A 21,947-nucleotide genomic window follows, 5' to 3' on the forward strand; every position below is an offset into this window, starting at 1 on the left:
GGCTGTCTCGCTGATGGGTACGGGACCCGCGATGTGACCAGCAGCCGACCCACGCCCGATCGCTACCGAAACACCCGTCCGACGGATTACCGTGCGCCCATGACGACTGCCGACACAGCCGCCCGCCATCTGCGGCCCCGGGCCTGGATCGCCCCGATCGCCGTGGTCACTCTGCTCATGTCCCTACTGGCCACCATGTACCTTGCGTACGTGGTCAATCCGACCAAGAATCTGCACGATTTCCGCGTGGCACTGGTCAATCAGGACGACGGCGATACTCTCGGCGGCAAACCGACCAATGTCGGAAATCAGATCACCGAGGCGCTCATCGCCGGCATCCCCGCCGACAAGATCGACCTGCAGGTCGTCGGATTCGCCGAGGCGCAGCGGCAACTGCACCAGGGCCGGGCCTATGGCGCGATCGTCATCCCCAGTGACTTCACCAAGCGGCTGGCCATTCTCGGCGCGGCGGGGGTGGTGCCCGGCAAGGTCGAGCAGCCGATCATCACGGTGCATACGAACCCGCGTGCGGGCAGTTTCGCCACCGGGGTGATGCAGCGCATCGCCGAACAGGCGCTGACTCGCGTCGACGAGACCGTCGGCAAACAACTCACCGATACCGTGCAGGCCCAACTGCGACCCGCCGGGGGCGGCGCGGCGCCCGAACTGGCCGGAGCCAGCCAATTGATGCTGGCCCACCCGATCCAAGTGGTGGTCGCACCGTATCGGCCGCTGCCCGACGGCACCGGCCAGGGCCTGTCCGCGTTCTTCTACACGATCATGGTGCTGCTCGCCGGATTCACCGGCGCGATGATCATCCATTCGATGACCGACTCCGCACTCGGATTCGCACCGACCGAATACGGCCCGTGGTACGTGCACTACCCGCCCGCGCCGATCTCCCGATTTCGCACCCTGCTGCTGAAGTGGGCGATCCTGATCGTCACCGCGCCCATCGTCTCCGGGGTATTCCTCGGTATCGCGGCGGCATTGGATGTGCCGCTGGATCATCCGCTCGCGCTGTTCCTCTACTGCGCGCTCGCGATCATCGCGGTCGGGCTGACCGCGCTGTCGGTGCTCGCCGCACTCGGCACCGCGGGTCTGCTGGTCAATCTGATCCTGTTCATCGTGCTCGGCCTGCCCTCCTCGGGCGGCAGTGTGCCGATCGAAGCGACGCCTGGCTACTTCGCGTGGCTGGCCACCTTCGAACCGATGCACCAGGTCTATCTCGGTGTGCGCGCCATCCTGTACTTCAATGCCAACGGTGACGCCGGGCTCGCGCGCGGCAGCTGGATGGCGGTGCTCGGTGTGGGCATCGGCCTGGCACTGGGCGCCGCGGTGACGCTGTACTACGACCGAAAGGGACTGCACCGTAAGCCCGCCGAGCAGGCAGCCGCGGCGGAGTGAGCGTTCGGGACATCGGAGTGAGCTTCCAAGCCATTGGAACGCTCACCTCCGGTACCTAACGTTGTGCCCATGACCTTGGAAATCGGCGTTATCCTCCCGACCTCGACACCCGATCCCGCGCAGCCGATCCTCGGCGATGTGCGCGCCAGCGCCCGGCTCGCCGAACAGCTCGGACTCGAATCGGTCTGGTCCACAGACCATCTCGTGGCGAGTGCGCCGATGCTGGACAGTACCGTGACGCTCGCGACAGCGGCGGCCGCCACCGACCGGATCCGGATCGGCTACAACGTCATGCTGCTCGCACTGCGCCCGGTCGCCTGGGCGGCCAAGCAGATCAGCACGCTGCAATACGTATCGGGGAACCGGTTGCTGCTCGGCATCGGTACCGGGAATCCGGCGCACGGCGACATCGGTTGGCGCGCGGCCGGTATGGCCTTCGAGGATCGCGGCCGCCGTACCGATGAGGGGTTGCGGGTGCTGCCCGAACTCGTCACGGGGGCGAGTGCCACGGTCAACGGTGTGGACGTGACCTTGTCGCCCGGATCGGCGATGCCCCCGATTCTGGTGGCGGGCAATGGGACTCGGGCGCGGCGTCGGGCCGCCCAGTATGCCGAGGGTTGGATCACCCTGCAGCCCGGCCTCGCCGAGTTGGCGACCGACATCGACGAATTGCGAGCGCTCGCAGCGCAATTCGATCGACCGGTGCCCACCGTCACCGTCGTCGCACCAGCCTTACCAGAAGATCACGCCGCGGCCGCTGAACTGCTCGCCGCGCACCGGGATGCGGGAGTCGAACGTGTCATCCTCGCTCCGACCGGCCCGCAATGGCAGCGCGATTATGAGAACGCCGCGAAACTCCGTGCGGCACTGTAGCGGCGCTACTGGTGCAGCCGCCGCTTCAGCGCATCGGTGATCATGGCCCGGGCGGCTTCGCCGTAACGCGCCTGCCGGTGCAGCGCCGACCAGGTCTTCTCGTAGTACGCGAGTTCCCGCGGCTGGGTGATGGTCAGGCCCGCCGAAATCGTCTCGACCTCGGCGACGCGCTTGTCGAGCAGCACGAAACACGTGGTGGTGTAGAGGAAATCCGCCGTCCGGGGAATGATGCCGAGTCCGAGCCGCGGCAGCGGCATCACATCGATCAGTCGCTCGAGTTGGCCGGTCATCACATCGTCGTCGCCGACGGTGGTGTAGAGCGCCTGTTCGGCCAGCAGGATGCAGATGCGGTGGGTGCCATGGTGCAGAATCCGCTGGCGCGCAATGCGTGCTGCCACCGCGCGGTCGATATCGTCGATGCCGCCGACGAAGTCGATGCAACGCTGCAGGACCGCCCTGGCATACTGTTCGGTCTGCAACAGTCCGGGGACGACCGCGTTCTCATAGTTGCGGATCGTGCTGGCGCGCGCTTCCAATTCGATGCGGCGGCGCTGCTGCTGGGCATGTCCCGTCGCGGCGATACGGCGCCACTCCTGCCAGAGTGCCTCGATATTCGCCAGTGTCGCACGCAGATCCGGCAGCAGCAGTTCGGCGCCGCACAATCGGCACCACTCGGCCAGGTCGTTATCGCTCGGCGTCTGCTTGCCGTGCTCGATGCGCGACACCTTCGCCGAATGCCAGCCCGCATCGGCGGCCAGCTGCACACCGGTCAGATGTGCGGCCTTCCGCATTTCACGTAATCGCGCCCCGAAGGCTTGCCGGGACTGCTCGACACCGGTCATCCACTCCGCCCGCCGGGCATATAGTCGTCGTGGGGAATTGCTTTGTTCCACAGCGTATCTCGAACTGTCGTGCATCGTGCGACCAGGACGGGGTCGGTGGTTACCGCGGCGCCCGCGAGATCGCCGGACTTGGTGAAGATGGTAAAGGCGACCGTCTCGTCGAGCAGCCACCACTCGTCGTCGGTGTACTCCGATGGATCGGCGAGATGTCTTGGCAGCCAGCGAATATCCTCGCCGTAGCGCTGATTTCGGTCGGTGAGTGCGTGTAGGAATCGAACATAGTCGGTGAGCGGTTCCGAGACCACCCGAACGCGCCGGATCGGCACGCCGCGTCCAGAGACCTCGCTGGTTAGTTCCTCCCAGGCCCGCCACGACGGCGGATAGGATTGCTCCTCGAAGGGCGGAAGCCCGGCCAGCACCCGGCGCATCGGCTCGGTCTCGTCGGCGACCTGGGAGTGATCATCGGACACCTCGAGATGGAAAGCGTCGCTTCGGGTCTCACGAATGAGATCGTTGGTTTCCTCGATGGTGAAGTAGAGCATTTCATTACCATTCCCACGGGCTCTGTCCGACCGGGACCGCGATCGCGGTTTCGTGATCGGGAATCCGCATGTGCGCCAAGGCATCCGGATCGGTGACCGGCTGCCCGGCGAGAGTGAAGGATCCGTGCCCGGAGTCGTGCAGTGGAGCGCCGATGTAAGTGCCGGGTTGTAGCCAGCCCAGCAACATATGGGGTATTTCGACGTGGTTGGCGTGGTGGGCCACCCGGTAGCCCTGGACCAGATACAGATGTCGATCCTCATCGATCCAGAGCCGGGGTGAGCCGGTGTTGTTGGTGGGTCCGCCGAGCAGTTGTATACGCATGAGAGTGGCCTCGTCTCGCGTGGAGAATTGCGCTGGCTATGACCAATCGTCGCCGGTCAGCGCGATGAGGGTCAACAGATTCCGCAAATCCCCGCAAAACCATGGTGTCGCCGGAGTCCGATTTCCTACCGTTTCAGCTAGGTGTCGGCAGACAGGGTGTGCGAGATGAGCGGGTCCGAGCCATGGGAGGGTGTCGAGGGATTGGGAGGCGAAACGGGGGCATTTGGCAATGGGGTGGCGACGAAACCCTGGGCGATCGGGTTCGTGCGGTGGGACATTTCCGGATCCCTGGTGGATCGCGACGTGCGGGGTATCCGCAACTGTGCGACTCGACTCGGCTACGACCTGGTCCCGATGACGGTGGGGCCGCAGGGTGATCCGGTCGCGCGGCTGCTGACGGCGATCGCGCGCTGTGGTGCACATGCGGTGCTCGTGCCGAGTCGAGAGCACATCTGGGCGTCGCGGCGGGCGGTCACCGAGGTCTGCGCTCTCATCGTGGTCTCCGGAGACACGGTGTGGGAGCGCGGCCATCAGTGGCCGCGATGGTTCGCCAGATAATCCTTACCTCGCACGTAATCGACTCCGCGATCGGCAGCGGGCAAGGTTGAGGTATCCGCTTCGGAACTTCGACGGATGACCGAAATACCTTTCAGCAGAGGAAGATTCACTATGTCGCACTATGAGGACGCGGTCGGCCGGTACTTCACGGCGTGGAATGCCACCGACGATGACGTGCGGGCGCGAGCAGTGGCCGCGGCCTGGCATGAGGACGGTTTCTACACCGATCCGCTGGCCGACGTCGCCGGGCACGAGCAGTTGAGCGCCGCCATCGGGGGAGTGCACCAGCAATTCCCCGGCTTCGAGTTCCGTCAGCTCGGCGTGGTGGACGGACACCACGACACCGCCCGCTTCTCGTGGGAGTTGGTATCGGTGGCGGACGGGAGCGCGCCGGTCGCCGGGACCGATGTGATCACCTTGGCCGAGGACGGCCGCATCCTCGGTGTGCACGGCTTTCTGGATCGGGTGCCAGGGGCGTGAACACCACGACGCAATGACCGAGTGAGGCCCTGCGCCAGTTCGTCGTCGATGAGGGCCTCGTTCTGGAGCATCCGCGTTCGACCCTGCCTGACCGAGCAGACACAGGTGCCGCAGGCGGATTCCCGGCAGACGTACGGGGCATCGATGCCCTTGTCCAGCAACAGGTCCAGAAGTCTGGTTCGCTTGGGCCAGTCGAGCACCGCGCCACCGACCCGGTGCGGTCACTCGGCACCTTCAGCGTGAGATATTGGCCGGCCGGTAGGTGAATCGATCCGTGAGATCGCCGGGGATATCGAAAACCAGGGTGGTGGCATCCGCGGTTTCGACAATGACCTCGGCGACCTTCACGGTATGGGTGCGGGGGTTCATCCCGAGCTCTTCGTGCCGAGAACGGGCGAATTGCTCTGCGGTACCGCGTGATTCGCCGATTGCTGATCGACAAGGGCGAGCGCCCGACCGAGCCGTTCCAGCAGGTCCACCGAGAGCGGTTGGGCGATCCGGCGATTCACACCCAGCGCGATCCACAGCAGGAAATAGCCGAGCTACGCCTCGGCGCGCACCGGGACCATCGCGAGGTCGTACCGGCTGCGGCCGACTGCGGGTGTCGAGCTTCATGCGGACTCCTCGAGCACGGGATCGGTGCTGCGGGTGGTGACGCCAGTGCCGTACCGGTAGTCGTCGTGGTCGAAATGCCGGTTCTGCCAGTACATCTCGCCGTGTGTCGAGAAACGGAACGGTGAATCGCCGTGGCTGTTGATGTAGCAGGTATTCGAGCCGGCGCAGGTCGGGGTGCACAAGAAGTTCTTCTGCTGGCGACGTAGACATTTCGCGAAGTACGCGTCGTGCGCGGCCCGGCTGATCTCGCACACCGTCGCGCCGCGCCGCTTGTTCTCGGCGATGGCGCGGCTCAGATGTGCGGCCGTGGCCAGTTGAGCAGGTCGCGCACCTGCTGATCGGCCGGAATCGCCGGTAGTTCGGCGTTGCTCAGAACCCGTCGCACGAGCGTGGCCGTGTGTTTGCGCATCGGTGCGGGATCGCCGAACCGGAACCGCATGCGCCGCGCCCTCGGGTACGCGCCATTGGAATTCGCGCTGGTGGTCATGTGAATCTCCGTTGATTCAAGGGTTGTTCGGTTATTACTTCAGGTGATCGACGAGCGCGCCGTCCGCGCCGAACAGTTCCTGCTGCCTCTCCCGCCGCCGTTGCCGCCAGATGCAGCTTGTCGGGGAGCCGCGCTTCGATGCTGCTGCCGTTCGATCACGGCCGGGGCGTCCACCCACTCGATGCGGTAGCCCATATCGACCAGTTTCTCGTTGAGCCGCCGGTGCTCTCGGCCGTGCGTCGCCTCCTGGCCGATGAATCCGGCGACCCGCTTCTTCAGCACCGGATCGGTGATCTGATCGGCGAATTTGCGGACCGATCTGATGAACGACTCCTCGCCCGGCGGGAAGCCCGCCGAGAGTCCGGCGATGAAATGGCTGAAGACCGTATCGCCGTCCGCGAAGTACTTGGACATCGGCTCCGGCTCGCCGAAGCGGAAGGTGACTCGTCTGGTCTTGGGATAGCCGGGGGTCGTGCGGCCCTTTGCCCGCACACGGTCTACTCGGTCATAGCGCACCTCATTGGTTTCGGTACCGCAGGTATGAGGTACTACAAGTACGGTACCGTCTCAGACGGTTGGGGCGACCGTCTCGCGCGAATTGATATGAAGGCGCTGTTTTCGAACGCGTCGGTACCTGTTCGTCGGCGTCGGATGAATGCGGTTGCGCCTGTGGCGAACACGGTGCGCTGGCGGTGGCGGCGGGGCATCCTGGACAGGGCGCCCTCGAATCGAGTGCGCGCCCGATGAGCAGGATGGTGGTCAGCGTGGACGACGAGTCGGTCCCGTTGTCGGGCCAGGGCGACGCCGCACGACAACACAACCTGGACGAGTCCGCGATGGACGCGTATTCGCGCACCGTCATCGCGGTGGCGGCGTCGGTCACCCCGCACGTGGCGAGCGTGCGGACCCGGCGGGGGAGTGGATCCGCGGTGGTGTTCACCGATGATGGATTCCTACTGACCAACGCGCATGTGGTCGGCTCGGCGGGTAGCGGCGATGTCGTCTTCGCCGACGGTGTGGAGTCACGCATCGATATCGTCGGCGTCGACCCGCTATCGGATCTCGCGGTGCTGCGGGCCCGCGGCGGCGCTCCGGGCGCGGTCGTCCTCGGCGACGCGGACAAGTTGGTGGTCGGGCAGTTGGTGGTCGCGGTCGGGAGCCCGCTGGGGTTGGCGGGCTCGGTGACCGCGGGCGTGGTGAGCGCTCTGGGCCGCGCGGTTCCGGTCGCCTCCCGACGCGCCGGACGGGTGATCGAGGACGTGATCCAAACCGACGCCGCGCTGAACCCCGGCAATTCCGGTGGTGCGCTCGCGGATTCGGCGGGCCGCGTGGTCGGCGTCAATACGGCGGTCGCCGGAGTCGGTCTGGGCCTTGCGATTCCGATCAATGCCACCACCCGGCGCATCATCAGCACGTTGCTGAAGGACGGCCGAGTCCGCCGCGCCTATCTCGGCCTCGTCGGTGTTCCCGCCCCGCTTCCCGCGTCGGTGGCGGACCGCACCGGCCAGCACGCCGGTGTCCGGATCGTCGAGGTGGTTCGTGGCGGCCCCGCCGACCACGCCGGCCTGCGCCGGGGCGATCTCGTTCTCAGCGTGGCCCGCTCCGAAGTGGCCGACGCCCAGGGCATCCAACGCCAACTGTTCGGCGACGCCATCGGCGTCTCCATGCCCGTGACCGTCTTGCGCAACGGTGCGATGGTGGACGTGTTCGCCATTCCCATCGAACTGACCGTCGACTAGGGAACCGCCGAATATTCGCACCCTTCAGGGGTCTGGCTGAGGACCGCGCGCAGGCGAGGCAAGCCCGACGAGCAGGCTCGTGCGGTGTCGGATGTGGTGTTGTGCGTGGGTATTCGATCAGTCGGCGATCGAGGCCGGTGTCGCGGTGGCGGGTTCCTGAATCGGCTGATGGGCATGCGACCAGCGCGCATCGACTACCAGTCCGATGATGCCGATGGCGATCAGCGCTCCGGAGACCACGAGCATTCCCGGATGGGTACCGCCGGTGAGGGCGTCGCCGAGGATGACGGTTCCGATGGTGCCGGGGAGGATGCCGATGACGGTGGCGATCATATAGGGCCAGAACCGGATCGAGGACAGCCCGCAGGAGTAGTTGATGACCGAGAAGGGGGCGAAGGCGATCAGTCGCAGCGAGCCGACGGCGAGCCAGCCGCGGCGTTCGAGGCGCTCATCGATGGAGCGCACCGCCGGGTGGGTGAGGTGGGCGGCGACGCGGTCGCGGTCGAGGGCGCGAACGAGCAGAATGGCCAGTGCGGCACTCACAGTTGTCGCGGAGGCGGCCAGAGCGATGCCGAGTGCCGGGCCGAACAGGACGCCCGCGCTCACCGTCAGTACCGTTCGCGGTACCGGCGCCACCGTGACCAGCGCGTGTACCACGAAGAACAGTAGCGGGAAGATGGGGCCGACCGAGGTGGCCCAGTCCTGCATCTGCTGTGGCGTCGGCAGCGGGACCAGCATCGCCGCGATGAACAGCGCCGCGCCGCAGACGAGCAGGGCGACGACGCGAGGGGCACGGATCAGCCTTGTCACCCGCGCCAGGTTACCGGTTGGTAGTGGCGGCCACGGTCCACCGGCTGTCGCGCTGCCGCTAGCATCGAAGGAAACGGGACGAATGCTCGTTAACTGATGTGCTCGCTGAGCTGGGCGAATGCAACGGTTTCGGGCGCACGCGCGGTGTGCGTCGAGGAGAAGAGGAACAGCAGCTATGCCGATTGCTTCAGAGCCGGTGGCCGGCGCGGAGCCCGCGGAACGGCCGGACATTCCCGACTACGCCGCGTGGCGCAAGGGTGTGGCCGGAGTGCTGGCGAAGGCCAGCCGGGTCGGGGTCGCCGAGCTTCCCGAGGAGCCCGAGAAGCTGCTCGAGGAAAAGACCTATGACGGGCTGACCATCGCCCCGCTGTACACCCGCCGGGATGAGCGGGCCGAGCTGCCGCTGCCGGGCGAATATCCATTCGTGCGTGGTCGCGACGCCACCAGGGACGTGCATCGTGGCTGGTATGTGAGTGCCTTCGTCAACGCGAAAGATGGAGCCACCGCGAATCGGGAGATCCTCGCGGGTCTGGAGAACGGGATCAGCGCACTGTGGCTCGCCGTCGGCGAGCGGGGTGTGCCGGTCGCCGAACTCCCCGCGGCGCTGTCGGGACTGCTGTTCGAACTGGCGCCGCTGACCCTCGATGCCGGTGCCGCGGTTTCCGATGCGGCCCAACAGGTTTTCGCGGTGCTCGACGGCTACCAGGTGGCCGACCGGTCCGGTATCCAGGTGGCACTCGGCGCGGCCCCGCTCACCAGTCGCTTCGCCGGAACCGCCGATGTCGGGCTGGCCGAGGCGATCGCCTTGGCCGGCGCGGCGGTGGCGCGGTCGGAAACCGTGCGCGCTATCACGGTGGACGGCACCGTCTTTCACAATGCGGGTGCCTCGGACGCACAGGAACTGGGTGCCGCGGTGGCCGCGGGCCTCGACTATCTGCGCGCGCTCACCGCTGAGCACGACATCGCGGATGCGTTCGACCAGATGGCGTTTCGTTTCGCCGCGACCGACGACCAGTTCGCCACCGTCGCGAAATTCCGTGCCGCCCGCCAACTATGGGCCCGCGTCGCGCATGTGTGCGGCGCACCCGCATTCGGTGACGCGCCCCAGCACGCGGTGACCTCCGCGGCGATGATGACCCAGCGCGATCCCTGGGTGAATATGCTGCGTACCACCCTCGCCGCCTTCGGCGCCGGCGTCGGCGGCGCGGATACGGTGACCGTGCTGCCCTTCGATTCGGCATTGCCGCCGGGCGAACTCGGCGTCTCGAAGTCGTTCGCGGACCGCATGGCGCGCAATACCCAGCTGCTGTTGCTCGAGGAGTCGCATCTCGGACATGTGCAGGATCCGGGTGCTGGCTCCTGGTACGTGGAGGATCTCACCGCCGCGCTCGCCGCCAAGGCATGGGAGTTCATGCAGGCGATCGAGGCGGCGGGCGGATATTCGACCGCACTGGATTCCGGGCTGCTCGCCGAGCGCATCGCGGCCACCCGGTCGGCCCGCGATGCCGATGTGGCACACCGCAAGACGGCGGTCACCGGCGTGAACGAATTCCCCAATCTGGCCGAGGCGCCGCTGTCGGAGGCCGCGCGGGCGGCCGGGCAGGTGGCCCGCTACGGCGCGGCCTTCGAGGCGCTGCGCAATCGCTCGGATGCCTACCTCGCGGCCAAGGGTGCGCGCCCGCGTGCGCTGCTGGTGCCGCTCGGCACGGTGGCCGAGCACAACGTGCGGGTGACGTTCATCGCGAACCTGCTGGCCTCCGGCGGCATCGAAGCGGTGCATCCGGGTCCGCTGGAGGTGTCCGGAATCGGCATGGCCGCAACGGAATCCGGTGCCGCGATCGCCGTACTGTGTGGTTCGGACAAACGCTACGGCGAACAGGCGGGCGCGGCCGTCGAACAGTTGCGCGCCGCCGGAATCGAGACGGTGCTGCTGGCCGGTGCGGAGAAGGCCGTTGCCGAGCTGAGCGGTGCACAGCGCCCGGACGGCTATCTCGCGGCCCGCATCGATGCGGTCGCCGCACTGTCCGACCTGCTGGAGAAGGTGGGAGCCTGATGACACTGAGTCATATCGACAAGCCGGGTCCGATCGACGAGCCGGGCGGTTTCGAACATCGGATCGGCAGTTTCGCCGAGGTGCCGCTGTCCGAGCGTCCGGCCGAACCCGCCGAGGTGGACGCCGCACAGGTCGACGCCTATGTGCGCGCGGCCGCCGAGGCGAACAACTACACCCCCGAACAGCTGGTGTGGTCGACGCCCGAGGGCATCGACGTGCCACCGGTTTTCACCAAGGCCGATCGCGATGCCGTTGCGGCCGATGGCTATCCGCTCGACAGCGTGCCCGGTATCGCCCCGTTCGTGCGCGGTCCGTACCCGACCATGTACGTCAACCAGCCGTGGACCATTCGCCAGTACGCGGGCTTCTCCACCGCCGCGGACTCGAATGCGTTCTACCGCCGCAACTTGCAGGCGGGCCAGAAGGGCCTTTCGGTCGCCTTCGACCTGGCGACGCACCGCGGCTACGACTCCGATCACCCGCGCGTACAGGGTGATGTCGGCATGGCCGGTGTGGCCATTGATTCCATTCTCGACATGCGTCAGCTCTTCGACCACATCCCGCTGGACCAGGTGAGTGTGTCGATGACCATGAACGGCGCGGTGCTGCCGATTCTCGCGCTGTACGTCGTCGCGGCCGAGGAACAGGGCGTCGCACCGGAACAGCTGGCCGGAACCATTCAGAACGACATTCTGAAGGAGTTCATGGTCCGCAATACCTACATCTATCCGCCCAAGCCCTCGATGCGGATCATCTCCGATATCTTCGCCTACACCAGCGCGAAGATGCCGAAGTTCAACTCGATCTCCATCTCCGGCTACCACATTCAGGAGGCCGGAGCCACCGCCGATCTGGAGCTGGCCTACACCCTCGCCGACGGTGTCGAGTACATCCGCGCGGGTATCGATGCTGGCATGGAGGTCGACAAGTTCGCGCCGCGGCTGTCGTTCTTCTGGGCCATCGGCATGAACTTCTTCATGGAGGTCGCCAAACTCCGTGCGGGACGGCTGCTCTGGAGCGAACTGGTCGCGAAGTTCGAACCGAAGAGTGCGAAATCGCTATCGCTGCGCACCCATTCGCAGACCTCCGGGTGGTCGCTGACCGCGCAGGACGCCTACAACAATGTGGCGCGCACCTGTATCGAGGCCATGGCCGCGACCCAGGGGCACACCCAGTCGCTGCACACCAACGCCCTCGACGAGGCACTGGCCCTGCCGACGGACTTCTCCGCGCGCATCGCACGCAATACCCAGCTGCTGATCCAGCAGGAGTCCAACACCACGCGGCCGATCGACCCCTGGGGCGGTTCGTATTACGTCGAATGGCTGACCCACCAGCTGGCCAACCGGGCCCGCGCGCATATCGCCGAGGTGGAGGCGCACGGCGGCATGGCGCAGGCGATCGGCGAGGGCATCCCGAAGCTGCGCATCGAGGAGGCCGCCGCGCGCACGCAGGCGCGCATCGATACCGGCCAGCAGCCGGTGATCGGTGTGAACAAGTACCAGGTCGAAGAGGATCAGCAGGTCGAGGTTCTCAAGGTCGAGAATTCGCGGGTGCGGGCCGAGCAGATCGAGAAGCTGAACCGGCTTCGGGCCGAACGCGATGCGGGTGAGGTCGAGCGGGCGCTGGCCGAATTGACCCGTGCGGCGGCCTCTTCAGCGGGTGGCATGGAGAACAACCTGCTGGCGCTGGCCATCAATGCGGCGCGGGCCAAGGCCACCGTCGGCGAGATCTCCGATGCGCTGGAGAAGGTGTACGGCCGCCATCAGGCCGAGATCCGTACCCTCGCCGGTGTGTACCGCGACGAGGCCGGGAAGGTGACCAATATCAGCAAGGCGATCGAACTCGTCGAGGAGTTCGCCGATGCGGAAGGCCGTCGACCGCGCATCCTGGTCGCCAAGATGGGCCAGGACGGACACGACCGAGGTCAGAAGGTGATCGCGACGGCCTTCGCCGACCTCGGGTTCGACGTCGACGTGGGCCCGCTGTTCCAGACCCCGGAAGAGGTGGCGCAGCAGGCGGCCGATAACGACGTGCACGTCGTCGGTGTCTCCTCGCTGGCGGCCGGCCACCTCACGCTGGTGCCCGCCTTGCGGCAGGCACTGGCCGATGTCGGGCGTCCCGACATCATGGTCATCGTCGGCGGTGTCATCCCGCCCGGTGATTTCGACGAGCTGTACGCGGCGGGTGCCGCGGCGATCTTCCCGCCCGGCACGGTGATCGCGGACGCCGCGATCGATCTGCTGAAGAAGTTGGCGGGCGAACTCGGTCACGAGATCGGTGGCGGCAGCGGCGAATGATTTCAGCATCGCGTAGCGATTCGATGGGGGGCGGTGGTCGGGCGACGGGCGGGCTTCCAGCATCGGGCAGCGATTCGATGGGGGTAGCCGGGTGACGGGCGGGTCGAAGCGCGTCATTGATATCGACGCACTCGCGCAGGCGGTCCGCTCTCAGGAGCGGGCCGCCATTGCCCGGGCCATCACCCTGGTCGAATCGACCAGGGCCGATCATCGGGAGCTCGCGCAGCAACTGCTGCTGCAACTGACCCCGCCCACCGATACCGTCACCTCGAATCGTGTTGGCATCACCGGTGTTCCCGGCGTCGGCAAGTCGACCTTCATCGATGCCCTCGGCATGGATCTGATCGGCAAGGGGCATCGGGTCGCCGTGCTGGCCGTCGACCCGTCCTCCACCCGCACCGGGGGCTCCATCCTCGGCGACAAGACCCGCATGGCGCGACTGTCGTTGGAGCGCAACGCCTATATCCGTCCGTCGCCGACCGCGGGCACGCTCGGCGGCGTCGCCAAGGCGACCCGCGAGACCATCGTGCTGCTCGAGGCCGCGGGCTACGACGTGATCCTGGTGGAAACCGTCGGTGTCGGCCAGTCCGAGGTGACCGTCGCGAATATGGTCGACGTGTTCTGCTTCCTCACCCTGGCCCGCACCGGAGATCAGTTGCAGGGCATCAAGAAGGGCGTCCTCGAACTCGCCGACCTGGTCGCGGTCAATAAGGCCGATGGCAAACACGAGGTCGAGGCCAAGGCCGCCGCGCGTGAACTGGCCGGCGCGCTGCGCCTGATCCATCCGCACGACGCGCTGTGGCGTCCACCGGTGCTCACCATGAGCGGGCTGGAAGGCCATGGGCTGGACACGTTCTGGGACACGGTGCTCGAACACCGCCGCATCCTCACCGAGGCGGGCGAATTCGCTGAAAAGCGTCGCCGCCAGTTGGTCGATTGGACCTGGACCATGGTGCACGATCAACTTCTGCGCCGCCTTGCCGAGAACCCGAACGTCAAAGCCATTCGCGCGCAAGTGGAGAAGCAGGTGCGCGACGGCACGCTGACCGCCGCATTGGCCGCTGAACAGCTTCTCGAGGCCTTCGATAGCTGAGTTTGGGCCGTTCGGGAAGATCCGGCACGCCTCCGACTAGACGGCAGCGAGTTGGGTGGTCAGCGCCCCGGCGAGTGCGCCCGCACCCTCGGCGTGTAGGGCGTTGGGTTGGAACAGGATTCGGTACCACAGCACGCCGAAGGCCTGTTCGACGGCCAATTCGATCGGTGCGGCGGCAGGGATCTCGCCGCGCGATCTGCTCTGTTCGATGACGCCGGTCAATGCCGCTCGGCGGCGGGCCAGGAAATCGCGCAGGGCCTGTTCGAGGTGCGCGTCGTCCTGGGCGGCGATGACCGCGGCGATCAGGGCTTGGCGGTTGCGTTCGGTGCGCGCCGCGGCGAAGGTCTCGCGCAGGAAGATTTCGAGATCGTCACGCAGGGTTCCGGTATCGGGAATCGCGACGGCCTGTTCGGCCGAGTGGACCAGCGCATCGAGTAGGACCGCGTCCTTGGACGGCCACCAGCGGTAGATGGTCTGCCGGCCGACGCCCGCCTGCGCGGCGATGCGGTCCACCGTGACACCTGAACTCCCGTATTCGGCAAGGAGTTCGGCGGCGGCGGCCAGAATCGCCGCGCGCGCCGCCTCATTGCGGCGGGATCCGGTGTGCGCTCGGGTGTTCGCGTTTTCGGCCATGCCCGATCCTACCTTGACGAGACTGGCAGTCTCGACAACACTCGAATCATGACTTCACCGGCTAACAATTCCTGGCGGCTGCGTCTCGATCGCGCCTTCCACCGCCGCCTCGCCAACCCGATCACCACGCGCATGCGCGATCAGATCCTGCTGGAAACCACCGGCCGCAAATCCGGTGAACCGCGGCGCACCCCGGTCGGCGGGAAGGTGGAGGGGGAGCAGTTCTGGATGGTCTCCAACCATGGCGAGCACTCCGATTACGTGCGAAATATCAACGCGGACCCCGCCGTTCGCGTACGCATCGATGGCCGCTGGCACAACGGCATCGCCCATCCGCTCCCCGATGACGACGCGATCGCCCGCCTGGCCACCCTCCCGCGAATGAACAGCGCCATGGTCCGCGCCTTCGGCACCAACCTCCTGACCATCCGCATCGACCTGACCGACTGACGAGTTGCCGAACCGCCTACCGCGCATCGGTGTAGGTGTTGTCGCAGGCCGTACGACCGTGTTTCAGGCCCAGCTCGTAGGCCTCGATGCGGGCGAAACCACTGGGCACCGACAGGCCGTCGACGTTGCTGGCGACCAGCCCGTCCCGCAGCAGCCCGGCCAGCGCTTCGTCCACATCACCTTGGGACAGCACGCTGTCCGGCTGCTCGCCCCTGGCCAGGGCATCGGTGTAGACGCCGGTGTAGCACGCGACGTGCAGTGCGGTGGTCTGCTCGGAAAGTGATCGGCCGGAAGCCTTTTCGACCGCGAGTAGGACGCGAGAGGCAACCAGTGCGTAGGCGTCGAAGTCACCACTGGGCACCAGGCTATCGACCTTGCGTCCGCGTTTCGCCAGCCCGGGCAGGTCGATACCGATGGTGTTGGTGGACGGGCAGTACGAGACCGGCGTGGTTTCGTGCGCGTCCGGGCAGCCCCGGATCGCACCGGTGTATTCCACCTTGGGCTTGTCCTTCAGCTTGAACAACCGGGTGACGAAATCGATCTGGGCTTGCACCGAGTCCCGGGTGATCTCCTGCTCGCCGGTTTCGGTGGAGCTGAGGATGGTGGGCAGATTGCCGCGGCGTGCCGCGATTTCGGCATCGTCGATCCTGCTGCAGGCGTCCGCGCCGTCGGTGAAGCCGAGTTGCAGGGCACCGGCCCGCTCGAATCCGCTTCCGTGTTCGAACGGCATCGTGCCGATGTAGTCGCCGTCGCGCAACGACATTGCCGCGACGATCACCCGATTCAGCCCGTCGGCTGTATTGAGGGCGAAGCGGGTGGACTTGTTTTCGGCGACGGATCTCAGGTAGACCCCGGCGAAGCAATCGGCCTGCTGTTCACGCACGATGGTCGTGGTGGAATCGTTGACCAGCCTGGCCTGATCCTGGATCGCGTGTCCGTACTCGTGGGCCAGAATATAAGGGACGGTCTCCTCGCCCAGCTGGGCGTACATCGAGATCAAGGCTCGGTCCCACGCGATGAGTCTGCCCTGCTGGCAGTCGCCGCTGTAGAAGGCGTTCGGCATACCGGCAACGGATTCGCCGCAGACGGTCGCGGCCGCATCGTCGGAGTCGTAGGAGACGTGGTGGTCGACGGGAATGAATTGGCGGCCGAATATCTTGGGGTACTGGACGCGCCAGAAGTCCTCGACATCGGCGACCGCATCGGCCGCCAGCCGATCAGCCGGCGTGCCGGTGAAGCCGTCCACCGTGATCGCGGGCGGCGGCACGTGCTCGCGCAGGCCGCTGGGTCCGTCCGCGACCGTCAGGCCCGCGACCTTGGTCGCGTCGTAGCCGGCGCGCGCGGGTGCGGCGGGATCATGGCCGCACCCGGCGACCAGTGCGAGCACAGTGACCGGGACGAGCGTCGCCAGCAGAGCCCCGCGCGAGGTTCGTGCGTTCATCGGTGCACACCTCCGGCCTGGACCGTGTTCAGCACGGCGGAATCCACGATCAGCCACCGCCCGCCGATGCGCTCGAGCAGGAAGGTCACGCGGTGCGTCATATCGGCCCGCTGAATGGTCACCGTGATACTCGCCGAATCGTCGTTGACGACGGTCCGATCGACGGAGCGGATCGCGAATCCCTTCAGCGCCGTGAAGTTCTCCGCACTGATATCCGCAATCTGTTGTGCGGCAGCGAGATTACCGCTGGCCGACGCATCGAAAAGGGCCTGGACCGTCTGTTGCACATCGGCCTCGTCCGACAGCTGGGTCCGCTTGCGTTCCGCGGCGGGATCGCTGGGCAGTTTGCTGATCCGCCATGTTCCGTCGATCAGCGTCAGTTCGATCCGCGGGTGCTCATCGCCGATATCGGCCTGCTCGCCACCGATCGAGTGGCCGGTGACGGCGACCCGTGCGCGATCGCCGTCGATCTCGACGTCGTCGAACCAATTGACCACGAAGCGGCCGTTCTGTGCCGTCACCTGCTTGACGTAGTCGGCGAATGCGCTCGGCTGTACGTCGAATTCGGCCTTGGCCACGTCGTCGGTGACGTCGGCACGGACCTTCGTCAGATCGCCGCGCTGCCAGTCGGCGTAGTAGTTGTCGACGGCGGCGCGCACCCGCACTTCGGCGGTCGGCCCGGACGCCGTCGGGCGGGTGAGCAGGTAGCTTCCGCCTGCCGCGCCGCCCGCGATCGCGACGACAGCAATGCTGCCCACCGCGATGAGCGCCCAGCGTCTCAGTTTGCGTGCAACGGGCTTCGCGGGCACGTCCGGCATCGGCGCCGGCGGCTCCGTGAGCGAGGGGGGAGTCGACATGATGGATCCTTTCGGCATTGCGAGGTCGGTGGGCGGCGGCGGTGCGTCCGCGCCGGGGTGCGGGCTCATCGGCTGATCTCCGCGGAGTCGGACAACTTCCATTCGCCGAAGATCCGCTGCAGGGTCAGCTCGGCGACGTATCTGCCGTCGCGGTCCTTGCCGGTGACCGTGACCTTGGCCGAGTCGCTGCGGATCACGACCTCGTCGACGGATTCGAGCGTGCCCCAGCTGCGCAGGGTGCGCGCGAACTGATCCGGGGATGCGCCGGCGATGGACTGTGCGACAGGGCCGTCGCTCAGCGCGACAAGCCGCTCACGATCGCGGTCCGCGACCGCGTCGTAGAACTTCGTGACCACATCGCGTACGGCTTGTTCGGCGGCCGCCTGCTCCTGCCTGGCTTTGGTCGCGGGATCGTCTTCCGGCCACTTGCACAGTTTCCAGTCGTCATTGATTCGGGTCAGCGCAAAGCTGGTGTGCTGCACGCCGATATCACCGCGATCCACATGTCCGGATACCGTGGCGCGTGCGCGATCACCCGAAACCTCGACGGTGTCGAACGCATCGATCGTGTATCTACCATTCTTGCTGTTGTCCAATCGCGTCAATGCGGCAAACTGGCCGGGCGAGAATTGCGCCAGCTGCTCCGAATACTCTGCACAGAAAGCGGATCGCAGCCGCCCGATATCGCCGTCCTGCAGTGCGTCCGTGGCGGATCGGACGGCTGCCCGTACGTGATCCTCCGCGGTCGGCCGGTCCAGATGCGCCCGAACCGGGAAGTATGCCCCCGCCCCGACACCCCCCAATACCAGCAGTGATACGGCACCGATCACAACAGCCCGGCGACCACGGCGGCTCGGCGTCGACCGGTCCGTTGGCGCGCCCTGCTGCGGTGGACCGTCAGCGGGCCCGCCGGGGGCTTGTGAATTGTTCTCGGACTCGGACATACCTTTCCTCCCGTTTGTGACCGTTGTCACTAAATCTGCGTTCGGATGCCCACTGTTAACGGGCAGCAATCTTAGAAATCCGCGCGATGGACCATCGGGCAAATAGCGATAGCGGCTGTTAACAATTCCGACTTGGTTTGCGAAATTCGAGAATGGCCGCGTCACGGATCATGGTGCGCGGAGTCATCGCGCGGCAATCTAGGATGAGTGCCGCTGATTTGCAATTTATTTGCGGTGGTATCGATTTCGACCGCAAGACGAGTTGGAGCAACTCCGATTCTGGGTGTCAGACCGAATCGCCGTGTGCCTCGAGCAGGGTGCGCAGGGCGGATGCGAGGTGCTTGCGTTGCGCGGGCGTCAGGGGTTCGAGCAGGCGGGCCTCGGTGGCGACGTGGTCGGGGAGTGCCGCGTCGATGAGTTCGCGCCCCGCTTCGGTGAGCGTGACGTGCACACCCCGCCCGTCGTATTCGCTGCGGGCGCGGGTGATGAGGCCGCGTTCCTCCAGGCGGTCGAGGCGCTGGGTGACTCCGCCCGAGGTGATCATGGCCGAGCGCATGAGTTCGGTGGGGGTGAGGCGGTGGGGTGGATCGCTGCGGCGCAGGGTGGCGAGCACATCGAAGGAGGCGGCGTCGAGCCCGTGCGCGGCGAAGGTTTTGCGCAGCTCCGCGCCGACGACCTGGGACAGTCTGGTCAGCCTGCCGAGTACGGCCATCGGCGAGACGTCCAGGTCGGGACGCTGCGTGCGCCATTGGTCGAGCACCCGTTCGACATGATCGGTCACGTCCGCAGCCTAGCGAATACCTCACCGGTGAGGTATCTCATAATCCGGAATTGCTTAACGCTAAGCTATGTTGCTTAGAGCTAAGCAATTGCCGTCCCCGACGAAAGGCGAATCATCATGCGTATCACCGTGTTCGGAGCGACGGGCGATGTCGGCAGTCGGGTAGTGGCCGAGGCGCTGGACCGCGGGCACGAGGTCACCGCGGTGGTCCGGAATCTCGGGCGGGTCCGTGCGGTGCCCGCCGCGGCGACGCTGCGCACCGGAGATGCCGCGAACCTCGACGATGTCGTATCGCTCAGCGCGGGGCAAGATCTGGTGATCACCGCGACCCGCCCCGCCCCCGGTTACGAGCAGGAACTACCCGCGATCACCTCGGTGCTCCTGTCCGGTCTGGCGCGCACCGGCGTCCGCCTGCTGGTGGTCGGGGGCGCGGCCACCCTGGTCGTGCCCGGCGCGGATCCGCTGACCCTGCACGAAAGCCCGGACTTTCCGGATGAGTTGCGTGCCATCGCACAGGCCTGCGCCGATCAATTGGCCATCTGCCGCGCCGAGACCGCCGCCGACTGGACGTATCTGAGCCCGCCCGCCGAACTGGTACCGGGACAGCGCACCGGCAACTACCGCGTCGGCGCCGACGAACTGCTCATCCGCGCCGACGGCGTCTCGACCATCTCCATGGAGGATTTCGCGGTAGCGCTGCTCGATGAGGCCGAGCGGCCAGCGCACCGCCGGACCAGATTCACGGTCGCATGGGCCTGAGCGCTACTGGATCCCGAAGAGGCGGGCGGCGTTTCGGTAGCAGACCTGTTGCAGCCACGCGTCGCCCAGATCCAGGCGTTCCAGCGCGTAGATCGAATGGCTGTAGGAATAAGGGATATTCGGGAAGTCGCTGCCGAACATAATTCGGTCACCGAAGTGGCGCAACCTGCCGTGTTCGGAGGTGGGGAAGGGTGCGTTGGCCTCGGTGAAATCGGTCCACACCATTGTCGTGTCCAGATACACTCCCGGGTACTCCTCTGCCAGATCCAGGAATTCGGAGTATTCGGGTGTACCCATATGCGCGATGATCAGCCGCAGGCGCGGAAACCGTTGCAGCAGACCGGCAATGGGCTCGGGTCCGGTGAATTCGCCGGGTGCCGGACCGGAGCCGCAGTGGATCAGCACCGGTATCTGCGCATCCTCCAGCATGCCCCACACCGGATTCAGCAGCGGATCACCGGGATGGAAGTCGCCGACCTGCACGTGGACCTTGAATATCCGGGCACCGCGTTCAATGGCCGCCTCCACGTAACTGTCGGCGTAATGTTCGGGATAGAACGTCGCGGTGTGCAGGCAATCCGGGGTGCGCTCAGCGAACTCGGCGGTCCATTCGTTGAGCCAGGCCGCCATATCGGGTTTATGCGGATACACCAGCGACGTGAATGCGCGAACACCGAAGCCGCGCAATGTCTTCAATCGGACCTGTTCATCGTCGCGGTAGGCGATGTGCCACTCGCGGCCGACCAGCGGACCGGCCGAATCGAAGTACGCCCATACCTTGGCCATTACCTGCTCCGGCATGAAATGCGTATGGACATCGATGATTCCGGGCAGGTCGAGTCGGGTGCGGAACTCGGCGAGATAGGTATTGTCGTCGCCCGTCATTGCGCCCCTTCCGGATAGATCGCGCGCGCGAAGTCGCCGACCCGGGTGATCAATCGCTCGAAGAACACATCGGGATCGGTGCCTATGACAATGTCGGCGTTGGGTTCCCGGCCCCACATGCCAGCCCAGTCCGCCACCGTCGTCGCGCGCGTCAGGGTGCCGGCGAGCTCGACATCGACCGTGGCCGGTCGGGTGCTGGCGAGTGCGGGATCCAGCGCGACGGCCGCCGCGAACGGGTCGTGCATATGCGCGAGATAGCCCTGGTCGTAGAGTTTGTGGAAATCGAAATAGAACCGGACCGCATCGGTGAAATGGCGGACGATGGGATTGCTCGTCGCCGATCTGGCCTCCGGCGGATCGGTCTCCGAAACCATCTCGACGGGCAGGCTGGCCGCACGCTCGGCGAGCTGGGCCACATGTTTGGGCCGCATCTCGATGGTCTCGGTGATATCGAGTGCGCACACGATGGGCCGTCGATCGGCGGGGGCGGCGGAGAAGGCGTCGAAGACCTCCTTGGCCGCCTCCGGGTCCACGTGCACATTCCATTCGTTGGTCGGGGTGGTATTGCCGGGATGGTTGAAGGCCCCGCCCATGATCACCAGCCGCCGCAGCAGCAGTGGCAGTCGCGGTTCGAGCCGAAGGGCGAGTGCGAGATTGGTCAGCGGTCCGGTGCAGAGCCCGATGATCTCGCCGGGTGCCGCACGCACACGATCGACCCACATCTGCGCCGCGGACCGGGCCGAGAGCGAACGAGCGGACTCCGGCAATTCCGCATAACCGACGCCCTGTGGACCGTGCGTGTCCTCGGTGGTGCGCAATGGGATCGCGAGCGGTGTCGCGGCACCGAGCGCGACCTCGATATCGGGTGCCCGGCACACATCGAGCCAGGCGAGATTGTTCGCCGCCACCTGTGGCGCGGGCACATTGCCCGCGGTGGCGGCGATTCCCGCGATCTCGGCCTCCGGGGAGGCGAGCAGATATAGCAGCGCGAGTGAATCATCGATGCCGGTATCGACGTCCATAATGATCTTTTGCCGCACCAGTCGAGCCTAGCGAGCCGCTACCGCCGCCTCGCC

General features: G+C 66.3%; 23 protein-coding genes and 3 pseudogenes. 10 read left to right on the top strand and 16 right to left on the bottom strand.

All coding sequences use genetic code 11. The features are described 5' to 3' along the window. The first annotated feature begins 99 nt into the window (after positions 1 to 99). Both ACQP2D_RS16000 and ACQP2D_RS16005 read left to right on the top strand, forming a co-directional pair. Positions 100 to 1,407, top strand: coding sequence for a YhgE/Pip domain-containing protein (locus ACQP2D_RS16000; RefSeq protein ID WP_433684477.1), 1,308 nt, complete (start codon positions 100 to 102; stop codon positions 1,405 to 1,407). A 69-nt stretch (positions 1,408 to 1,476) separates the two neighbouring features. Beyond that, complete coding sequence (locus tag ACQP2D_RS16005) at positions 1,477 to 2,280, top strand: LLM class flavin-dependent oxidoreductase (protein ID WP_433684478.1); 804 nt, start codon at positions 1,477 to 1,479, stop codon at positions 2,278 to 2,280. A gap of 5 nt (positions 2,281 to 2,285) precedes the next feature. Here the strand turns inward: ACQP2D_RS16005 and ACQP2D_RS16010 are convergent, their stop codons facing one another. The 3 genes from ACQP2D_RS16010 to ACQP2D_RS16020 are packed head-to-tail and all read right to left on the bottom strand — an operon-like array spanning position 2,286 to position 3,986. Beyond that, positions 2,286 to 3,122, bottom strand: a complete 837-nt coding sequence (locus ACQP2D_RS16010) for a helix-turn-helix domain-containing protein (RefSeq protein ID WP_433684479.1) — start codon at positions 3,120 to 3,122, stop codon at positions 2,286 to 2,288. Next, positions 3,119 to 3,664: a DUF6879 family protein gene (locus ACQP2D_RS16015; RefSeq protein WP_433684480.1), complete on the bottom strand. Its 546-nt coding sequence runs from the start codon at positions 3,662 to 3,664 to the stop codon at positions 3,119 to 3,121. The genes ACQP2D_RS16010 and ACQP2D_RS16015 overlap by 4 nt, the downstream gene beginning before the upstream one ends. Positions 3,665 to 3,668: 4 nt before the next feature. Continuing rightward, the gene (locus ACQP2D_RS16020) at positions 3,669 to 3,986 is read right to left on the bottom strand and encodes a hypothetical protein (RefSeq protein ID WP_433192451.1); all 318 of its coding nucleotides are present in this window, start codon (positions 3,984 to 3,986) and stop codon (positions 3,669 to 3,671) included. A gap of 165 nt (positions 3,987 to 4,151) precedes the next feature. Here ACQP2D_RS16020 and ACQP2D_RS16025 point away from each other — a divergent pair, with 165 nt between their 5' ends. Both ACQP2D_RS16025 and ACQP2D_RS16030 read left to right on the top strand, forming a co-directional pair. After that, positions 4,152 to 4,544: a hypothetical protein gene (locus tag ACQP2D_RS16025; RefSeq protein ID WP_433684481.1), complete on the top strand. Its 393-nt coding sequence runs from the start codon at positions 4,152 to 4,154 to the stop codon at positions 4,542 to 4,544. Positions 4,545 to 4,655: 111 nt separating this feature from the next. Further along, positions 4,656 to 5,024 (top strand): nuclear transport factor 2 family protein, encoded by a 369-nt coding sequence (locus ACQP2D_RS16030; protein WP_433684482.1) that lies wholly within the window; start codon positions 4,656 to 4,658, stop codon positions 5,022 to 5,024. Between the two features lie 20 nt (positions 5,025 to 5,044). On the opposite strand, the pseudogene ACQP2D_RS16035 reads toward ACQP2D_RS16030, so the two are convergent. The 5 genes and pseudogenes from ACQP2D_RS16035 to ACQP2D_RS16055 all read right to left on the bottom strand — a co-directional run. Then, positions 5,045 to 5,224 (bottom strand): annotated as a pseudogene (locus tag ACQP2D_RS16035) (2Fe-2S iron-sulfur cluster-binding protein); the annotation flags it as partial. 34 nt (positions 5,225 to 5,258) lie between these two features. Beyond that, entirely contained in the window at positions 5,259 to 5,393 is a 135-nt protein-coding gene (locus ACQP2D_RS16040) for a hypothetical protein (protein ID WP_433684483.1), read from the bottom strand. A 242-nt stretch (positions 5,394 to 5,635) separates the two neighbouring features. Then, positions 5,636 to 5,950, bottom strand: a pseudogene (locus ACQP2D_RS16045) (NAD(P)/FAD-dependent oxidoreductase); the annotation flags it as partial. Continuing rightward, the gene (locus tag ACQP2D_RS16050; RefSeq protein ID WP_433684484.1) at positions 5,932 to 6,126 is read right to left on the bottom strand and encodes a hypothetical protein; all 195 of its coding nucleotides are present in this window, start codon (positions 6,124 to 6,126) and stop codon (positions 5,932 to 5,934) included. The gene ACQP2D_RS16050 and the pseudogene ACQP2D_RS16045, both read right to left, overlap by 19 nt. Before the next feature lie 86 nt (positions 6,127 to 6,212). Next, a pseudogene (locus tag ACQP2D_RS16055) lies at positions 6,213 to 6,618 on the bottom strand (metal-dependent hydrolase); the annotation flags it as partial. 344 nt (positions 6,619 to 6,962) lie between these two features. Here ACQP2D_RS16055 and ACQP2D_RS16060 point away from each other — a divergent pair. Then, positions 6,963 to 7,865, top strand: coding sequence for a S1C family serine protease (locus tag ACQP2D_RS16060; RefSeq protein WP_433685670.1), 903 nt, complete (start codon positions 6,963 to 6,965; stop codon positions 7,863 to 7,865). A gap of 117 nt (positions 7,866 to 7,982) precedes the next feature. Here ACQP2D_RS16060 and ACQP2D_RS16065 read toward each other — a convergent pair whose 3' ends face one another. Then, positions 7,983 to 8,675 carry a TVP38/TMEM64 family protein gene (locus ACQP2D_RS16065; RefSeq protein ID WP_433684485.1) on the bottom strand — a complete coding sequence of 231 codons (693 nt, stop codon included), beginning with the start codon at positions 8,673 to 8,675 and terminating at the stop codon, positions 7,983 to 7,985. A 175-nt stretch (positions 8,676 to 8,850) separates the two neighbouring features. Here ACQP2D_RS16065 and ACQP2D_RS16070 point away from each other — a divergent pair, with 175 nt between their 5' ends. From ACQP2D_RS16070 to meaB, 3 genes are all read left to right on the top strand, one after another. Continuing rightward, positions 8,851 to 10,728: a methylmalonyl-CoA mutase family protein gene (locus tag ACQP2D_RS16070; protein WP_433684486.1), complete on the top strand. Its 1,878-nt coding sequence runs from the start codon at positions 8,851 to 8,853 to the stop codon at positions 10,726 to 10,728. Further along, positions 10,728 to 13,028, top strand: coding sequence for a methylmalonyl-CoA mutase (gene scpA / locus ACQP2D_RS16075; protein ID WP_433684487.1), 2,301 nt, complete (start codon positions 10,728 to 10,730; stop codon positions 13,026 to 13,028). Before ACQP2D_RS16070 ends, scpA begins: the two co-directional genes overlap by 1 nt. A 91-nt stretch (positions 13,029 to 13,119) precedes the next feature. Further along, positions 13,120 to 14,121, top strand: coding sequence for a methylmalonyl Co-A mutase-associated GTPase MeaB (gene meaB / locus ACQP2D_RS16080; protein WP_433684488.1), 1,002 nt, complete (start codon positions 13,120 to 13,122; stop codon positions 14,119 to 14,121). A gap of 36 nt (positions 14,122 to 14,157) precedes the next feature. On the opposite strand, the gene ACQP2D_RS16085 is transcribed toward meaB, so the two are convergent. Beyond that, positions 14,158 to 14,754: a TetR/AcrR family transcriptional regulator C-terminal ligand-binding domain-containing protein gene (locus ACQP2D_RS16085; protein WP_433684489.1), complete on the bottom strand. Its 597-nt coding sequence runs from the start codon at positions 14,752 to 14,754 to the stop codon at positions 14,158 to 14,160. Positions 14,755 to 14,802: 48 nt separating this feature from the next. Between ACQP2D_RS16085 and ACQP2D_RS16090 the strand changes: the two genes are divergently transcribed. Further along, complete coding sequence (locus tag ACQP2D_RS16090) at positions 14,803 to 15,204, top strand: nitroreductase/quinone reductase family protein (RefSeq protein ID WP_433684490.1); 402 nt, start codon at positions 14,803 to 14,805, stop codon at positions 15,202 to 15,204. Between the two features lie 16 nt (positions 15,205 to 15,220). On the opposite strand, the gene ACQP2D_RS16095 is transcribed toward ACQP2D_RS16090, so the two are convergent. The 4 genes from ACQP2D_RS16095 to ACQP2D_RS16110 form a co-directional block, all read right to left on the bottom strand. Continuing rightward, positions 15,221 to 16,645: a neutral zinc metallopeptidase gene (locus tag ACQP2D_RS16095; RefSeq protein WP_433684491.1), complete on the bottom strand. Its 1,425-nt coding sequence runs from the start codon at positions 16,643 to 16,645 to the stop codon at positions 15,221 to 15,223. Then, the gene (locus ACQP2D_RS16100) at positions 16,642 to 17,502 is read right to left on the bottom strand and encodes an Rv0361 family membrane protein (RefSeq protein WP_433684492.1); all 861 of its coding nucleotides are present in this window, start codon (positions 17,500 to 17,502) and stop codon (positions 16,642 to 16,644) included. The genes ACQP2D_RS16095 and ACQP2D_RS16100 overlap by 4 nt, the downstream gene beginning before the upstream one ends. Positions 17,503 to 17,567: 65 nt before the next feature. Beyond that, positions 17,568 to 18,446: an Rv0361 family membrane protein gene (locus tag ACQP2D_RS16105; protein WP_433684493.1), complete on the bottom strand. Its 879-nt coding sequence runs from the start codon at positions 18,444 to 18,446 to the stop codon at positions 17,568 to 17,570. Positions 18,447 to 18,732: 286 nt separating this feature from the next. Beyond that, positions 18,733 to 19,227, bottom strand: coding sequence for a MarR family winged helix-turn-helix transcriptional regulator (locus tag ACQP2D_RS16110; protein WP_433684494.1), 495 nt, complete (start codon positions 19,225 to 19,227; stop codon positions 18,733 to 18,735). Between the two features lie 117 nt (positions 19,228 to 19,344). Here ACQP2D_RS16110 and ACQP2D_RS16115 point away from each other — a divergent pair, with 117 nt between their 5' ends. After that, the gene (locus ACQP2D_RS16115) at positions 19,345 to 19,986 is read left to right on the top strand and encodes an NAD(P)-dependent oxidoreductase (RefSeq protein WP_433684495.1); all 642 of its coding nucleotides are present in this window, start codon (positions 19,345 to 19,347) and stop codon (positions 19,984 to 19,986) included. A gap of 3 nt (positions 19,987 to 19,989) precedes the next feature. On the opposite strand, the gene ACQP2D_RS16120 is transcribed toward ACQP2D_RS16115, so the two are convergent. Together ACQP2D_RS16120 and ACQP2D_RS16125 are read right to left on the bottom strand one after the other, a co-directional pair. Beyond that, on the bottom strand, positions 19,990 to 20,871 hold the full coding sequence (locus tag ACQP2D_RS16120) for an amidohydrolase family protein (protein WP_433684496.1): 882 nt from the start codon (positions 20,869 to 20,871) through the stop codon (positions 19,990 to 19,992). Further along, positions 20,868 to 21,893, bottom strand: a complete 1,026-nt coding sequence (locus tag ACQP2D_RS16125; protein ID WP_433685671.1) for a nucleoside hydrolase — start codon at positions 21,891 to 21,893, stop codon at positions 20,868 to 20,870. The genes ACQP2D_RS16120 and ACQP2D_RS16125 overlap by 4 nt, the downstream gene beginning before the upstream one ends. Between the last annotated feature and the right edge of the window lie 54 nt (positions 21,894 to 21,947).

The organism is Nocardia sp. CA-119907, assembly GCF_050955995.1.
In the GTDB taxonomy this organism is placed as follows: Bacteria; Actinomycetota; Actinomycetes; order Mycobacteriales; family Mycobacteriaceae; genus Nocardia.

Coding starts and splice junctions, on each gene's coding strand:
- ACQP2D_RS16000 (WP_433684477.1), top strand. CDS start 100: ATGACGACTGCCGACACAGCCGCCCGCCATCTGCGGCCCCGGGCCTGG.
- ACQP2D_RS16050 (WP_433684484.1), bottom strand. CDS start 6,126: ATGACCACCAGCGCGAATTCCAATGGCGCGTACCCGAGGGCGCGGCGC.
- ACQP2D_RS16120 (WP_433684496.1), bottom strand. CDS start 20,871: ATGACGGGCGACGACAATACCTATCTCGCCGAGTTCCGCACCCGACTC.
- ACQP2D_RS16025 (WP_433684481.1), top strand. CDS start 4,152: ATGAGCGGGTCCGAGCCATGGGAGGGTGTCGAGGGATTGGGAGGCGAA.
- ACQP2D_RS16070 (WP_433684486.1), top strand. CDS start 8,851: ATGCCGATTGCTTCAGAGCCGGTGGCCGGCGCGGAGCCCGCGGAACGG.
- ACQP2D_RS16125 (WP_433685671.1), bottom strand. CDS start 21,893: ATGGACGTCGATACCGGCATCGATGATTCACTCGCGCTGCTATATCTG.
- ACQP2D_RS16100 (WP_433684492.1), bottom strand. CDS start 17,502: ATGTCGACTCCCCCCTCGCTCACGGAGCCGCCGGCGCCGATGCCGGAC.
- ACQP2D_RS16010 (WP_433684479.1), bottom strand. CDS start 3,122: ATGACCGGTGTCGAGCAGTCCCGGCAAGCCTTCGGGGCGCGATTACGT.
- ACQP2D_RS16005 (WP_433684478.1), top strand. CDS start 1,477: ATGACCTTGGAAATCGGCGTTATCCTCCCGACCTCGACACCCGATCCC.
- scpA (WP_433684487.1), top strand. CDS start 10,728: ATGACACTGAGTCATATCGACAAGCCGGGTCCGATCGACGAGCCGGGC.
- ACQP2D_RS16015 (WP_433684480.1), bottom strand. CDS start 3,664: ATGCTCTACTTCACCATCGAGGAAACCAACGATCTCATTCGTGAGACC.
- ACQP2D_RS16105 (WP_433684493.1), bottom strand. CDS start 18,446: ATGTCCGAGTCCGAGAACAATTCACAAGCCCCCGGCGGGCCCGCTGAC.
- ACQP2D_RS16030 (WP_433684482.1), top strand. CDS start 4,656: ATGTCGCACTATGAGGACGCGGTCGGCCGGTACTTCACGGCGTGGAAT.
- ACQP2D_RS16060 (WP_433685670.1), top strand. CDS start 6,963: ATGGACGCGTATTCGCGCACCGTCATCGCGGTGGCGGCGTCGGTCACC.
- ACQP2D_RS16020 (WP_433192451.1), bottom strand. CDS start 3,986: ATGCGTATACAACTGCTCGGCGGACCCACCAACAACACCGGCTCACCC.
- ACQP2D_RS16115 (WP_433684495.1), top strand. CDS start 19,345: ATGCGTATCACCGTGTTCGGAGCGACGGGCGATGTCGGCAGTCGGGTA.
- ACQP2D_RS16085 (WP_433684489.1), bottom strand. CDS start 14,754: ATGGCCGAAAACGCGAACACCCGAGCGCACACCGGATCCCGCCGCAAT.
- ACQP2D_RS16040 (WP_433684483.1), bottom strand. CDS start 5,393: ATGAACCCCCGCACCCATACCGTGAAGGTCGCCGAGGTCATTGTCGAA.
- ACQP2D_RS16095 (WP_433684491.1), bottom strand. CDS start 16,645: ATGAACGCACGAACCTCGCGCGGGGCTCTGCTGGCGACGCTCGTCCCG.
- ACQP2D_RS16090 (WP_433684490.1), top strand. CDS start 14,803: ATGACTTCACCGGCTAACAATTCCTGGCGGCTGCGTCTCGATCGCGCC.